Origin of the sequence: Brevibacterium ihuae (assembly GCF_900184225.1) — a bacterium.
Classification (GTDB): Bacteria; Actinomycetota; Actinomycetes; order Actinomycetales; family Brevibacteriaceae; genus Brevibacterium; species Brevibacterium ihuae.
In genome coordinates, this window is sequence record NZ_FXWZ01000003.1 from 1,630,137 (window position 1) to 1,644,467 (window position 14,331).

The 14,331-nt window shown below is 72.7% G+C and carries 13 protein-coding genes; 8 read left to right on the top strand and 5 right to left on the bottom strand.

Annotated elements, in window-relative coordinates; all coding sequences use genetic code 11:
• Positions 1-76: 76 nt before the first annotated feature.
• On the bottom strand, positions 77-1,816 hold the full coding sequence (locus C1A17_RS12635; protein WP_101653308.1) for an FMN-binding glutamate synthase family protein: 1,740 nt from the start codon (positions 1,814-1,816) through the stop codon (positions 77-79).
• Between the two features lie 45 nt (positions 1,817-1,861).
• Entirely contained in the window at positions 1,862-2,413 is a 552-nt protein-coding gene (locus C1A17_RS12640) for a CGNR zinc finger domain-containing protein (RefSeq protein WP_101653309.1), read from the bottom strand.
• 182 nt (positions 2,414-2,595) lie between these two features.
• Between C1A17_RS12640 and C1A17_RS12645 the strand changes: the two genes are divergently transcribed.
• Positions 2,596-3,561, top strand: a complete 966-nt coding sequence (locus C1A17_RS12645; RefSeq protein WP_101653310.1) for an EamA family transporter — start codon at positions 2,596-2,598, stop codon at positions 3,559-3,561.
• A 68-nt stretch (positions 3,562-3,629) separates the two neighbouring features.
• Here C1A17_RS12645 and C1A17_RS12650 read toward each other — a convergent pair whose 3' ends face one another.
• Positions 3,630-5,336: a DNA repair helicase XPB gene (locus C1A17_RS12650; RefSeq protein ID WP_101653311.1), complete on the bottom strand. Its 1,707-nt coding sequence runs from the start codon at positions 5,334-5,336 to the stop codon at positions 3,630-3,632.
• Positions 5,333-7,540: a helicase-associated domain-containing protein gene (locus C1A17_RS12655; protein WP_101653312.1), complete on the bottom strand. Its 2,208-nt coding sequence runs from the start codon at positions 7,538-7,540 to the stop codon at positions 5,333-5,335. The genes C1A17_RS12650 and C1A17_RS12655 overlap by 4 nt, the downstream gene beginning before the upstream one ends.
• Positions 7,541-7,700: 160 nt before the next feature.
• On the opposite strand from C1A17_RS12655, the gene C1A17_RS12660 reads away from it, so the two are divergent.
• The 4 genes from C1A17_RS12660 (at position 7,701) to C1A17_RS12675 (ending at position 9,825) form a co-directional block, all read left to right on the top strand.
• Complete coding sequence (locus tag C1A17_RS12660) at positions 7,701-7,916, top strand: hypothetical protein (RefSeq protein WP_101653313.1); 216 nt, start codon at positions 7,701-7,703, stop codon at positions 7,914-7,916.
• A gap of 97 nt (positions 7,917-8,013) precedes the next feature.
• On the top strand, positions 8,014-8,388 hold the full coding sequence (locus tag C1A17_RS12665; protein ID WP_101653314.1) for a cold-shock protein: 375 nt from the start codon (positions 8,014-8,016) through the stop codon (positions 8,386-8,388).
• Entirely contained in the window at positions 8,388-9,317 is a 930-nt protein-coding gene (locus C1A17_RS12670) for a DUF3027 domain-containing protein (RefSeq protein ID WP_101653315.1), read from the top strand. Before C1A17_RS12665 ends, C1A17_RS12670 begins: the two co-directional genes overlap by 1 nt.
• Before the next feature lies 1 nt (position 9,318).
• A complete protein-coding gene (locus C1A17_RS12675) occupies positions 9,319-9,825 on the top strand; it encodes a DUF456 domain-containing protein (RefSeq protein WP_101653316.1) in 507 nt (168 codons plus the stop codon).
• Positions 9,826-9,929: 104 nt separating this feature from the next.
• Here the strand turns inward: C1A17_RS12675 and serC are convergent, their stop codons facing one another.
• Complete coding sequence (gene serC, locus C1A17_RS12680; protein ID WP_101653317.1) at positions 9,930-11,063, bottom strand: phosphoserine transaminase; 1,134 nt, start codon at positions 11,061-11,063, stop codon at positions 9,930-9,932.
• A 149-nt stretch (positions 11,064-11,212) separates the two neighbouring features.
• Between serC and pdxH the strand changes: the two genes are divergently transcribed.
• The 3 genes from pdxH to C1A17_RS12695 all read left to right on the top strand — a co-directional run bounded on the left by pdxH (position 11,213) and on the right by C1A17_RS12695 (position 14,330).
• Positions 11,213-11,884 (top strand): pyridoxamine 5'-phosphate oxidase, encoded by a 672-nt coding sequence (gene pdxH, locus C1A17_RS12685; RefSeq protein ID WP_101653683.1) that lies wholly within the window; start codon positions 11,213-11,215, stop codon positions 11,882-11,884.
• Between the two features lie 105 nt (positions 11,885-11,989).
• Positions 11,990-13,459, top strand: coding sequence for an aldehyde dehydrogenase family protein (locus C1A17_RS12690; RefSeq protein WP_101653318.1), 1,470 nt, complete (start codon positions 11,990-11,992; stop codon positions 13,457-13,459).
• Positions 13,460-13,631: 172 nt separating this feature from the next.
• A complete protein-coding gene (locus C1A17_RS12695; RefSeq protein WP_101653319.1) occupies positions 13,632-14,330 on the top strand; it encodes a metal-dependent transcriptional regulator in 699 nt (232 codons plus the stop codon).
• Position 14,331 lies beyond the last annotated feature (1 nt).

Consider the following 14,331-nt stretch of genomic DNA (forward strand, 5'->3'; position numbering starts at 1 on the left):
GGAGCCTCGGTCTGGGAGTCTCCTGGACGTCACCTGGACATGAATGTGATCTGGGTCACATAATGGAGCGCAGTGCTCAGGCATGGTGGCTCTTCTCGTCCGGGGCGTCCTGGAGGATGTCCCTGCCCTCGGAGCCGGAGGAGTCGCCGGAGCCGGCGGTCTGCTCGAGGCCGACGTCGGGGATGCCGTCGCGGTCGCGGTCGCCGGAGTAGCGGGCGCCGCGGAGCGCGGGATCCGGGCCGAACCGGTCGGCTGAGGCGGCCTGCCAGTCCGCCGCCCAGCCGCGCGGCGGATCGGTGAGCAGCTCCTCGTGCCGGAGCCAGTTGTGGAGCGTCTGGTACGACACCACCTCCGTCTGGCTGATGCGGCGGCGGAGCATCCGGAAGTCGAGCTCCGCGGGGCTCTCGACGCCGAGGGTCGAGAGCATCTGCTTCGTCTCCTCGATCGTCGCCCTGTGGTACCGGTACACGTGCTCGGACTTCGAGGTGACGTCGAGGCCGCGGGCGAGCTTGGGATCCTGGGTCGCGACCCCGGTGGGGCAGTGGTTGGTGTGGCACTTCTGGGCCTGGATGCAGCCCACGGCCATCATCATCGCCCGGGCCGACATGCAGAAGTCCGCGCCCTGGATGAGCATCCGGACGATGTCGTGGCCGCTCGCGATCTTGCCGGCGGCGCCGAGCCGGATGTGCTCGCGCAGCCCGCAGCCCATGAGGGCGTTGTGGACGAGTCGGAGCCCTTCGGCGAGCGGGGTGCCCATGTGGTCCTCGTACTCGAGCGGCGCCGCGCCGGTGCCGCCCTCCGAGCCGTCGACGATGATGTAGTCGGGCAGGATCCCGGTCTCGAGCATCGCCTTGCACAGCGCGAGGAGGTCGCGGCGCATGCCCACGCAGAGCTTGAAGCCGATGGGCTTGCCGTCGGAGAGCTCGCGCAGCCGGCCGATGAACTCCATCATCTCCCGGGGGGTGCCGAAGGCGGAGTGCCCGGGCGGGGAGATGCAGTCCTGGCCCATCGGCACGCCGCGCGCCTCGGCGATCTCGGCGGTGACCTTGTCCGCCGGCAGCACGCCGCCGAGCCCGGGCTTGGCCCCCTGCGAGAGCTTGATGGTGATCGCCTTCACCGCATCGAGCCGCGCCTTCGGGGTGAACTCCTCGGGGGAGAAGTTCCCCTCCGCGTCGCGGCAGCCGAAGTACCCGCTGCCGAACTCCCACATGAGGTCCGCGCCGCCGGCGAGGTGGTGCTTCGTCAGCCCGCCCTCCCCGGTGTCGTGGAGGAAGCCGCCCTTGCCCGCGCCGTGGTTCATCGCGAGCACCGCGTTCTTCGACAGCGAGCCGAAGCTCATCGCGGAGATGTTGAGCAGCGAGGCGTCGTAGGGCCGGGTGCACTGCGGGCCGCCGAGGCGCACGCGGTGCTCGCCCTCGGGGATCCGGCCGGGCTGCACCGAGTGGACGAGGTACTCGTACCCGGGTGCGCGCACCTCGAGCTCGGTGCCGAACGACTTGACCGAGTGGGTGCCCGCTGCGCGCTCGTAGATGAGCTGCCGGACGTCCCGGTCGAAGGGCTTGCCGTCGTAGTTCCGCTCGACGAAGTACTGCTGGATCATCGGCCGGATGGTCTCCATGAGGTACCGGCCGCGTCCGAGGAGCGGGAAATTGCGGAGGATCGCGCGCTCGCGCTGGGTGATGTCGACGAGCGCGACGACGAGCAGGAGGATCGCCGGTCCGGCGAGCAGCCACCACCAGCCGGAGACGAGGACCGCGAGCGCGACGGCTGCGGCGACCAGGGCGAGGAGTCCGATGAGGATTGCGATGGCGACCATGGATCCACCATAGCGCCGGGCCGGGACCCCCGGCAGGGTCGCTTGTCAGGCGTCGACGGACTCCTGGCGCCTGCGGTAGGCGGCGACGTGGGTCCGGTTGGCGCAGTTGCCGAGGTCGCAGTAGCGCTTCGAGCGGTTGCGGGAGAAGTCGACGAACACGCCGTCGCAGTCCTCGGCGGCGCACCGCTGGAGGCGCGAGAGCTCCTCCTCGCGGATGAGATCGACGAGGACGAGGGCGGAGTCGATGGCGATCCGGTCGGAGATCGGGGCGGTCTGGGCCACGGCGTGGAGGTGCCAGCCCCAGCCGTCGTGGATGACGAGCTGCGGCAGCGCATTGCACCGCTGGATGGTGGCGTTGACGAGCGCCGCGACGGATTCGACGGAGTCCGCATCGAACACCGTGGTGAACTCCGAGCGCACCTCGCGCACCCGTTCGAGCTCGACCTCCGTCCCGGTCAGGGTGCCGGTGAACCCGTGCCGCGCGGTGAACGCGGCGAGCGCTTCGGGGTCGGGCAGCTCCTCGACGCCCGGTCGGCCGCTGTTGACCAGGTCGACGAGCATGAGCAGATTGGTCCGCACTTCGTGGGTGAGTGACATGGTCCGGACAGTCTACCCGGAGGGTCGATGCGGCGGCCAATGATGTCAGTACCGTCATGTACTTGACTCATGACTCCGTCGTCGTGTCTACTGAGATTCGGCGGCTCCGTGTCAGGAGTCAACCATCGAACACTCATGAGTGACGCAGGTCACTCCCGTGATGATCCCGTGAGGAGGACACCATGAAGCAGCAGGTCTATCTGGGTCTCGGACTGACCCTCCTGTCGTCGTTCCTGTTCGCCGCGTCCGGCCCGGTCGCCAAGGCGATGTACGCGGTCGGCTGGACCCCGGGGGCGGTGGTGCTCCTCCGGCTGCTCGGCTGCGCGATCGTGCTCGCTGTCCCCACCCTCATCGCGATGCGCGGCCGCTGGGGCGCGGTGGTCGAGCACTGGCGCACCGTCGTCCTCTACGGCGTCGTCGCGATGGTCGGCGTGCAGCTCCTCTACTTCCTCGCCGTCGAGCACCTCACCGTCGCCGTCGCGCTGCTGCTCGAGATGACCGCGCCGCTGATGATCGTGTTCTGGCTGTGGATGCGGACCGGCGTGCGCCCGGCCCCGGCGACCTTCGCCGGCATGGTCGCCGCGATGGCCGGGCTCGTCCTCGTCCTCGACCCGCGCGGAGCGGACCTCCACGTCGGCGCCGTCCTGCTCGCGCTCGGTGCCGCGGTGTGCCTGTGCGCGTACTTCCTCATCGGCGCCAAGTCCGACATCGGCATCCCGCCCGTCGCCCTCACCGGACTCGGCATGGGCGTGGGCGCGGGCACCATGCTCCTCCTGTGGCCCACCGGGATCCTCGACTTCACCTTCACCGCCGCTCCCGTCGACCTCGGCGGGGCGAGCGTGCCGTGGTGGGCGGCGGTCGGCCTCCTCGTGGCGGCGACCGCCGGCGCCTACCTCACCGGCGTCATGGGCCTGCGCCTCATCGGCGCGACGGTGTCGAGCTTCGTCAACCTCACCGAGGTGCCGTTCTCCGTCGTCGTTGCCTGGTTCGTGCTCGCCGAGCTGCCCGGCTTCGTGCAGCTCATCGGCGGCGTGTGCATCATCGCCGGCGTCGTCCTCATCAAGCTCGGCGAGGACCGGGCGCCGGTGCGCGAGGTCGTCGTCGACGACGTCGCGCCGCGCACCGAGGAGCTCCGACTCGTGAGCTGAGGCGCTCCGATCCGTGGGTCGGGGATCTCCGAGCCGCGAGCCGGGGAGCACCGGCCCGCGCGGGCTCCTCAGACGTCGTCGGCGGAGCGGATCGTGTATGCGTACCCCTGTTCGGTGAGGAAGCGGCGCCGGTGGGCGGCGAAGTGCTCGTCCACGGTGTCGGCTGCGACCACGGTGTAGAACGTCGCGGGCTCCGCATGCGCCTTGGGCCGCAGGATCCGGCCCAGCCGCTGCGCCTCCTCCTGCCGCGACCCGAAGGCGCCCGACACCTGGATCGCCACCGAGGCCTCGGGGAGGTCGACGGAGAAGTTCGCGACCTTGGACACGACGAGCACCCGGATCTCCCCGGTGCGGAAGGCGTCGAACAGCCGCGTGCGCTCGCTCACCGGCATCCGCCCGGTGAGCACGGGTGCCCCGAGCGCGGCCCCGAGCTCCTCGAGCTGATCGAGGTACTGGCCGATGACGAGGACCTGGGCCTCGGGGTGGGCGGCGACGAGGTCCTCGACCACCGGCACCTTCGCATCCGAGCACGCGGCGAGCCGGTAGCGGTCCTCGCCGTCGGCGCGGGCGTACGCAATCCGGGTGCCCGAATCGAGCCGCACCCGCACCTCGTGGCAGGTCGCCTGGGCGATGTAGCCGGCCCGCTCGATCTCCTTCCACGGCGTCTCGAACTGCTTGGGCCCGATGAGCGAGAACACCTCCTCCTCCCGGCCGTCCTCGCGGACGAGGGTGGCGGTGAGCCCGAGGCGCCGCCGCGCCTGGAGGCTCGCGGTGAGCCGGAACACCGGGGCGGGCAGCAGGTGCACCTCGTCGTACACGACGAGTCCCCAGTCGCGGGCGTCGAGGAGCTCGAGGTGGAGATACGACCCCTTCCGCCGGGTGGTGAGCACCTGGTACGTCGCGATCGTCACCGGCCGGATCTCCTTGACGGTGCCGGAGTACTCACCGATCTCGTCGGGGGTGAGCGAGGTGCGGCGCAGCAGCTCGGCCTTCCACTGCCGGGCCGACACCGAGTTCGTCACGAGGATGAGGGTCGTCGTCCCCACCGCGGCCATGGTCGCCGCGCCGACGACCGTCTTGCCCGCCCCGCAGGGGAGCACGACGACCCCGGACTCCCCGGTGAGGAAGGCGTCGACGGCGCGCTGCTGGTAGTCGCGCAGGTGCCAGGTCCCGGCCGGCTCCATCGTCCCCGCCGTGCCGGCGCCGCCGGGTGTGCGGTCCGGACCGGCGCCGCCGGGTGCGGAGTCCGCGGTGAGGCCGATGGGATGCGCCTCGCCGTCGACGTAGCCGGCGTGGTCGGCGACCGGGTGGCCGAGCCGGAGGAGCCGGTGCTTGAGCTCGCCGCGCTCCGAGGGGTGGACGGCGACCGTCGAGGCGTCGATCCGGGATCCGAGGATCCCCGCGGTCTCCGGCCGGTCGACGAGCTCGTCGAGGAGCTCGGGCCGGGCGCTCTCGAGGACGAGCCCGTGGACCGGGGAGGCGAGGAGGGTGAGGACGCCGAACCGGTCCATGATGTCGACGATGTCGAGGAGCACCTCGTGCGGCACCGGGTGGCCGGCGAACTCGAGCAGGGTGTCGACGACGGATTCCGCGTCGTGCCCGCTGGCCCGCGCGTTCCACAGTCCGAGCGGGGTGATGGTGTACGTGTGGACGTGCTCGGGCGTGCGGGCGAGCTGGGCGAAGGGCGCAATCGCGACGGCCGCCTCGGCGGCGTCCGGGTGTGCGGCCTCGAGGAGGATCGTCCGATCCGACTGGACGATGAGGGGGCCGCTCATCCGGCACCTCGGACCGGGGCGTCGGAGCCCGCCGGCTCCGCGGGGTGCGGGGTGGCAGCTGCGATCCGGGACACCGCGAGGGCGATCTCGGTGTCGCGGCCGCTCGCGCGCCGGATCCCGCGCACCCGGCCCGCGGTGATCTGCGTCGGGGTGAGTGCGAGGCGCCGGCGGGTCCCGTCGGCCGCGACGACGTCGACGTCGATGGTGCGCCCGGCCGCGCGGGCCTCGCGCAGGACGTCGAGCACCCCGAGCGGGGAGTCGTCCCCGGTCCCGCCGTCCGCTCCCGGCGCCGCGAACCGGGACCGGCGCAGGCCGTCGATGAAAGCGGCGCGCTCGGCGTCCGGGACCCGCAGGGAGGTCCGGGTGACGGCGGTCGGAGCCCGGCGGCGGGAGGCGCGCTGCCGGGTGGTCGAAGCACGGCCGTGGGTGACGGTCGGCTGTCCCGCCGCGGCGAGGAGGGCGGCGAGCCGGTCCCGGGAGACGGCCGCCACGGCCACCGTGGGAGCGACGCGCTCGAGTCCCGCACCGGCGAGCAGCGGATCGGCGAGCAGCGGGTCGAGATCGTCGGGGCGGTCGACGACGAGCACCGCGCGCGCCGCCGCCACCTGGACGCGGCGGAGCCGGGCGGCCTCCTCCTCGACGAGGTACCGCAGCGGCTGCGGGACCCCGGTCGAGGAGATCCGCTCGATGAACGCGAGGACGTCGGCGGCGGACCGGCCCCGCTGGAGGGCGCGCGCCACCGACTCGGAGGTGAAGCGGTAGACGGTGCCCTGGCCGCGCGCCTCGACCGTCGCGATGTCGTCGAGCTCGGCGTGGAGCCGGGGCGCGACGGGACCCGCCGCCACTGCGGTGAGATCGGACTGGACGAGCACCGTCGTCCGCGGCTCCGGCAGCGCGGCGGCGATGCGCGGCAGCAGCTCCGTGCCGAGGTCGACCCGACCCGGCTCGTACCCGGCCGGTGCCGCCGCGTGCTCCATCGCGGCGGCGAGCGCCGCGGCGGTGAGCCGGCCGAACGCGGTGAGGCCGTGGGCGTGCGGATCGCCGAGCGGGCTGCACACGAGACCGAGCGCCTGCGCCTCGCGGAGCACCTGGGCGAGCGTGTCCTCGGAGAGCGCGGCGGCGAGCGGCCGCTCCCAGCGCAGACGGGCGAGCAACGCGGGGAACGCGACCGCGTGCGCCGCGGGGGATCCGTCGTCGTGCGCGGGCTCCGCCGCGGCCGGCTGCGGGTCGTCGTCCGGGATCGCGGAGAGGAGCGCGGACAGCACGAGGTGCTTGAGATAGGGGAGCTGGGGGAGTGCGGAAGGGAACCCGGCATAGGGATTGAGACGGCCTCGCCCGGCGGCCGCGGTGAGCGAGTGGACGCGCTCGCCGCGCCCGGTGCGGCCGGCGAGCACATGGGTGGTGTCGACGGTGCCGGTGAGCCACGTGCGCAGCAGCCTGCCGTAGGCCTCCGCGCTGTCGAGCTCCATGAAGGCGTCGTACTCCGCGGTGGGAAGCCACTGGGGGTCGAGGTCCGATCCGCCGACGCCGAGCAGATCGGCGGCGCCGGCGAGCTCGAGGAGGAAGGTCGCGTGCGGGACCTCGAGGCGCGCGGCCCGGGCCCGGACCTGCACCTCGCGCTTGCCGATCCCGCCGCTCGTGAGCTGGGAGGGCGGGTCGTCGTCGACCGCGTCGAGCACCGACAGCACGCCGGCGAGCACCCCCGACACCGCCGCGGCCTGCGCATTGGCGACGAGCGGCCCGGGGATCCGGACGGCCGGTGCCGGCGCCGGGGCCTCGCCGGTGAGCCACGGGATCTCCTGCGCGCGGTCGGCCGCCGAGGTCGGGAGGAGGCCGACGACCTCGGCGTGGATCCGATAGGACGCGGCGTCGAGCGGGGTCGCGACGTCGGCCGCGCGGGCCGGCCAGACGAGGCCGAGCTCGAGCAGGCGGCGCAGTGCCGCGGGATCGGCACCGAGCTCCGCACCGGGCACCGCGGGGTCGACGCGCGCGGCGACCGCGGCGCGATGGAGGGCGCGCAGCGCGGGGGTGTCGAGGGATTCCACCGCGGCGGCGACGGCGGCCCGGGACGCCGCGCGGGCGGCGAGCGCCCGGACATCGGGGGTGTCGGTGCGCAGGAGATCGGGCCGGGCCTCGCACAGGGCGACGAACCAGGAGTCCTCGGCACGGGCGAGCCAGGAGGCGAAGGAGATGAGCTGCGGCATCGCATCCAGTGTAGTCCGCTGCGCCGGGCGGGCCCCGGACGGCCGGGGTGCGTGCGATCCGGCTACACTGGGGGAGCCCGCGCGCGAGTCCGCTCGCCGGACCGCGCGGCCCGCCGCGCCCGCGGCGCACCCGATGCAGCGCACTGGAGGAGGTGCCGAGATGACAGCGACGACGACCGACACCGTCATCACCGCGACCGCGGTGGTGCTCAGCATCGTCGGCTTCGCGGCCCTCGCGCTCGTCGTCATCGTCGGCGTCTCCGGCGGCACGCCGTCTGCCGTCGCTACGTGGATCGGAATGATCACGCTGCCGGTGGCGTTCCTCCTGCTGGTGGTCGAGTTCGTCCGCTCCATCGGACGCCGCCGCCGGGCCTGAGCGCCCGGTCGCCCGCCCCGCCGGCCCGGAGACGTCTCCGCCGCACCTCCTCGGCGCACCCGCCGCCACCCGTACACCGCACCTCGGAAAGGACATCATGCCGACCGGACGAGTCAAATGGTTCGACACCGACAAGGGCTTCGGATTCATCACCGCCGACGACGGGGAACAGGTGTTCCTCCACTCCACCGCGCTGCCGGACGGCGCCGAGGTCAAGCAGGGCACCCGCCTCGACTTCGACATCGTCGACGGGCGCAAGGGCAAGCAGGTGCTCAAGGCCCGGCTCATCGAGACCCCGGCGGTCAAGCGCATGCGCCGTGATCCGGAGAAGACCGCGATGATGATCGAGGACGTCATCCGCCTCCTCGACGACACCTCGAACGGCCTCCGCAAGGGCCGTTATCCCGACAGCGGGCATTCGCATAAGGTGGCAGAGGTACTGCGCGCCATCGCCGACGACCTGGAGGGCTGATGTCGGAACTCTTCTCCCGCTGGAAGTCCGGCGTGGAATCCGCGCCCGGATCCGCGGACGCCCCGGCGCCCGCGTCGGCTGAACAGGCCCCGGCTCCCGAGGATCGCCGGACCGCCCCGCGCCGCCAGGCACGGCCGGCGGCGGACGCCCTGCTCCTCGACGCCGTCGACATCGCCCGGGAGGCGATCGCCGAGGCCGCCGACCCGAATCACATCGGCGCGCACCTCGGCGCGGTGATGGAGGGCCAGCGGCTCGCCACCCACTCCTTCGCCTGCACCGCGCGGGCCTACCGCGGCTGGCACTGGGTCGCCGTTCTCGCCCGCGCCCCGCGCTCGAAGCGGATCACCGTGTGCGAGACCGCGCTGCTGCCCGGTGAGGACGCGCTCGTCGCACCGCGCTGGCTGCCGTGGGAGGACCGCCTGCGGCCCGGCGACCTCGGCGCGCGCGACACCCTGCCCAAGGTCGACGACGACCCGAACCTCGAAGAGGGCTTCGAGCAGGTTCCGCTCGACGAGGACGACGCCGTGGACCAGGTGCCGATCTTCGAGCTCGGACTCGGCCGGCGGCGCGTGCTGTCCGCCCACGGGATCTCGAATGCCGCGCTGCGCTGGCAGGACTCCGAGGCCGGTCCGGACGGGGAGTACGCCAAGCGCGCCTCCGCCCAGTGCTCGACGTGCGGGTACCTCATGCCCATGGCCGGGAGCCTGCGCACCCAGTTCGGCGTGTGCGCCAACGGCTGGTCGCCGTTCGACGGCCGGGTCGTCGCGCTCGATTCCGGCTGCGGCGCCCATTCGGAGACCGACGTCGACCGGCAGACGCCCGACTCGGCGGAGCCGGTGATCGACGACCTCGCCGACACGGTCGACGTCTCCGACCCCGCGGACTCCGCGGGCACGGTCTCCGCCGGGGCCGCGCACCCGGGGAGCTGACGTGGACACGACGACCGTCGACGTCATCACCACCGTGCTCGCCGGCGCGGCGATCCTCGTCGGCTGCGTCGGCATCGTCGTCCCCGTGCTTCCGGGTTCGATCCTCATCGCGATCGCGGCGCTCATCTGGGCGCTCGTCCTCGGCAGCGCCCCGGTGTGGGTCGCCTTCGCCGTCGTCGTCGTGCTCGTCGCGATCGGGATGAGCGCCTCGCTCGTCCTCACCGGCCGGCGCCTCAAGGCCAAGCAGGTGCCGAACTCCTCGCTCGTCATCGGCGGACTGCTCGCCGTCGTCGGGTTCTTCGTCATCCCCGTCGTCGGTCTGCTCGTCGGCTTCGTCGCGGGCCTCTACCTCGCGGAATACCTGCGGGTGCGCGAGGCGCGCACCGCCTGGGACTCGAGCTGGGCGGCGATCAAGGCCGCCGGCATCGGGATCGTCGTCGAGTTCAGCTGTGCGGCGGTCGCGGCCGGGGCGTTCGCCGCCGGCACGATCGCCCACTTCATGTTCTGATCCGACGCTCCCGCCGGGATGCTCTGATCCGGCCACGCCCGCCGGGCGTCACCGGCTCAGCGCTCCCGCCGGACCTCACCGGCCCGGCGGAAGCGGCCGGATGATCACCTGCCGAGGGCGCTGAGCACGTAGTCGATGCAGCCGAGGAGCGCCGTGACATCGTCGGGATCGACCGACACGAAGGTCGCGATCCGCAGCTGGTTGCGGCCGAGCTTGCGATAGGGCTCGACGTCGACGATGCCGTTGGCGCGGAGGATCTTCGCGATCGCCGCGGCGTCGACGTCGTCGGCGAAGTCGACCGTGCACACGACGGCCGAGCGGTCGGCCGGATCGGCGACGAACGGGGAGGCGACCGGGTTCTCCTCGGCCCACGCGTAGACCGCGTCCGAGGCGCGCCGGGTGCGCTCGGTCGCCCACGCCAGCCCTCCGTTGCCGTTGATCCATTCGATCTGCTCGGCGAGCAGCGCGAGCGTGGCCACCGCCGGGGTGTTGTACGTCTGGTTCTTCGCCGAGTTCTCGATCGCTGTGACGAGGTCGAGCGAGGCCGGGATCCACCGGCCGGAGTCCTTGATCTCGTGGGCGCGCGCGATCGCGCGCGGGGACATGATCGCGAGCCACAGGCCGCCGTCGGAGCCCATGTTCTTCTGCGGGGCGAAGTAGTAGACGTCGGTCTCGCGGATGTCGACGGGCAGCCCGCCGGCCGCGGAGGTGGCGTCGACGACGACGAGGGCGTCCTCGTCGATCCCGGTCGGCCGTGCGATCGTCGTCGCCACGCCGGTCGAGGTCTCGTTGTGCGGCCACGCGTAGACATCGGCCCCCTCGACCGCTGTCGGCACCGCGCCGGTGCCGGGCTCGACCTCGGTGATTGCCGAGTCGGCGAGGTGCGGAGCGGTCCGGGTGGCCTTGGCGAACTTCGCGCCGAACTCGCCGAACGCCGCATGGGCGGCGCGCTCGCGGACGAGGCCGAAGGCGGCGACGTCCCAGAAGACCGTGGAGCCGCCGTTGCCGAGCACGACCTCGTACCCGCTGGGCAGGTCGAAGAGCTCGGTGATCCCGGTGCGGATGCGCCCGACGAGGTTCTTCACCGGGGCCTGGCGGTGCGAGGTCCCCATGACCTCGACGCCGAGCTTCTGCAGGGCCTCGAGCTGGGCGGGGCGGATCCGGGCCGGGCCGGAGCCGAAGCGCCCGTCTGCCGGGAGGAGTTCGGACGGGATCTTCACGGTCTGCTCTGCGTTCATCACACCGAGGATCCTACCTGGGTGCATCGGTGCCGCCGCGCTCCGGATCACCCCTCGGACACCCGGTGCCCGGGAGCGCTCCGCACCGGTCGCAGCTCGCGGCTCCGGAGGTGGTGCGGCGGCGTCCGCCCGGCAGTACTGTGGTCACCATGACCGATGACCGCTCATCCCTGTCCGCGCTCGCCGGGCAGCGCGTGGAATACGGCTCCCGCGGCGGGGCCGCCGCCGGAACCGACCCGTTCGCCCTCTTCACCCAGTGGTTTCGCGAGGCGCAGGACGAGATCGGCGAGGCCAATGCGATGCTGCTCGCCACCGCCGCGGCGGACGGGCCCGACGCCCGCATCGTGCTCCTCAAGGGGTTCGCGCCCGCCGGATTCACCTTCTTCACCAACTACGGCTCCGCCAAGGGCCGTCAGATCGCGGCGGACCCCCGCGTCGCACTCGTCTTCCCCTGGCACGGAATGCACCGCCAGGTGCGGGTGCAGGGGATCGCGGAGCGCACCTCGGCCGCGGAGTCCGACGCCTACTTCGCGCAGCGCCCGCGCGGGGCCCAGATCGGAGCCCGCGCCTCCCGTCAGTCGCAGCCCGTGGCCTCGCGGGAGGCGATGCAGGAGGCCTACGACCGGGTCGCCGCGGAGTTCGCCGACACCGCCGTCCCGCGCCCCGCCGAATGGGGCGGCTACCGGGTGGCGGTGCACCGGATCGAGTTCTGGCAGGGACAGGCCAACCGGTTCCACGACCGGTTCGCCTACACCGCCGTGCAGGGGCCGGCCGCGCTCGACGAGGCGGGCGACTGGACCCTCACCCGCCTCGACCCCTGAGCGACCGGTGCCCCGCCCTGGCGCCGATCCGGTCCCTGCACCGCACCGCCCCGACCTTCCGATGACCGCAGCCGCCCACCCCTTCTCACCGACAAGGACACCGCGATGACCGACACGACCGTTCCCGCCTACGGACCCGACGCCGAGTTCGACAACTGGATCGCCGGCCGCTGGGTCGGCAGCGACGACCGCAGTGCGAACGTCAACCCCTCCGACACCTCCGACGTGCTCGGCCGCTTCGCGCGGGCCGATGCGAGCACCGTGGAGCAGGCGATCGCCGCCGCCCGGGAGGCGCTGCCCGCCTGGTCGACCGGGCCCGTGCAGCAGCGCTTCGACATCCTCGACGCCGCCGGCACCGCGCTCAAGGAGAGGGCGGGCGAGCTCGGCGAGCTCCTCGCCCGCGAGGAGGGCAAGCAGATCGCGGAGGCCACCGCCGAGGTCACCCGCGCCGCCCAGATCTTCAAGTTCTTCGCCGGCGAGACCCTGCGCAACACCGGGGAGATCGTCGAGTCGGTGCGGCCCGGCCTCACCGTCGAGATGACGCACGAGCCGGTGGGCGTCGTCGGGATCGTCACCCCGTGGAACTTCCCCATCGCGATCCCCGCGTGGAAGATCGCCCCGGCGCTCGCCTACGGCAACACCGTGGTGTTCAAGCCCGCCGAGCTCGTCCCGGCGAGCGCCCACGAGCTCGTCCGGATCCTCGTCGACGCCGGACTGCCCGCCGGCGTCCTCAACCTCGTCATGGGTCCCGGCCGCGTGGTCGGCGACGCGATCTCCGGGTCTTCCGACGTCGACGCGGTGACCTTCACCGGCTCGGTCGGGGTCGGGGAGGGCGTCATCGCCAACGCCTCGGCGGCGGGATCGAAGGTGCAGTGCGAGATGGGCGGCAAGAACCCGCTCGTCGTGCTCGGCGACGCCGACCTCGACGCCGCGGTCGACGCCGCGGTCACCGGCGCGTTCTTCTCCACCGGCCAGCGGTGCACGGCCTCGAGCCGGCTCATCGTCACCGCCGACATCCACGACGAGTTCGTCGCCCGGGTCAAGGAGAGGATCGACGCCTTCGTCGTCGGCGACGCCCGCGACGCGGCGACGACGATGGGCCCCGTGGTGTCCCGGTCGCAGTTCGACACCGACCGGAAGTACCTCGAGATTGCAGCCTCCGAGGGCGGCACCGTGCACGGGGGAGCGGTCGTCGACACCGGCACGGACGGCTATTTCCTCGCACCCGCGCTCGTCACCGACACCACCGAGGACATGACGATCAACCGCGAGGAGGTGTTCGGTCCCGTCGCCTCGGTCATCCGGGTGGCCGACTACGACGAGGCGCTGGCCGTGGCCAACCGGACGTCCTTCGGGCTGTCCTCGGGGATCTTCACCACCTCGCTCGCTCGCGCCGCGCACTTCAAGCGCCACTCGAACGCCGGCATGGTCATGGTCAACGCACCGACCGCCGGCGTGGACTACCACACGTCCTTCGGCGGCCGGAAGGGATCGAGCTACGGCCCGCGCGAGCAGGGTCGTGCCGCACGCGAGTTCTTCACCGTGCACAAGACCGCGTACATCAACGCCGGGTGAGACCGGAGTCGGGCCATCGACCGAGCCGAGGGGCGTCCGCGGGTGCGCGGACGCCCCTCGGCATGTCCCGGCGGGGGAGGCCGCGGCGGCTCTCGATGCGCTGCGGGCGGCCCCGGCAGGGGCGCGGCGCGGGCTAGACTGATCCGGTGACCGCAGAGGAGGGCCAGCGCCAGTGAACGATCTCATCGACACCACCGAGATGTACCTCAAGGCCGTCGTCGAGCTCGAGGAGCAGGACATCGTCCCGCTGCGCGCCCGGATCGCCGAACGCCTCGGCCACTCCGGCCCCACCGTCTCGCAGACCGTGGCCCGGATGGAGCGCGACGGACTCCTCGTCGTCGGCAGCGACCGGCACCTCGAGCTCACCGAGACCGGGCGGGCGCTCGCGACCTCGGTCATGCGCAAGCACCGCCTCGCCGAGCGGCTGCTCGCCGACGTCATCGGGCTCGACTGGGAGCTCGTCCATGACGAGGCCTGCCGCTGGGAGCACGTGATGAGCGAGCAGGTCGAGCGGCGCCTCGTGCGGATGCTCCCCGAGCACCGGACGAGTCCCTACGGCAACCCGATCCCCGGCCTCGCGGAGCTCGATGCGGATGTTCCGGCCGGGGTGTCCGTCGAGCCGCTCAGCGCCGCGTGTCCCGGCGAGGGCCGGGCCGAGGTGCGGATCGAATGGCTCGCCGAGCCGCTGCAGGTCGACACCTATCTGCTGGCCCAGCTGCGCGACACCGGGATCCTGCCCGGCGTCACCGTGACCTGCGAGCCGGCAGGGGAGTACATCACCCTGCGCGCGCCCGAGGCGGCGACGGTGCTCGATCTGCCCATCGAGACCGCGCAGAACGTCTTCGTGAGCCGCTCGGACACGGCTTCATAAC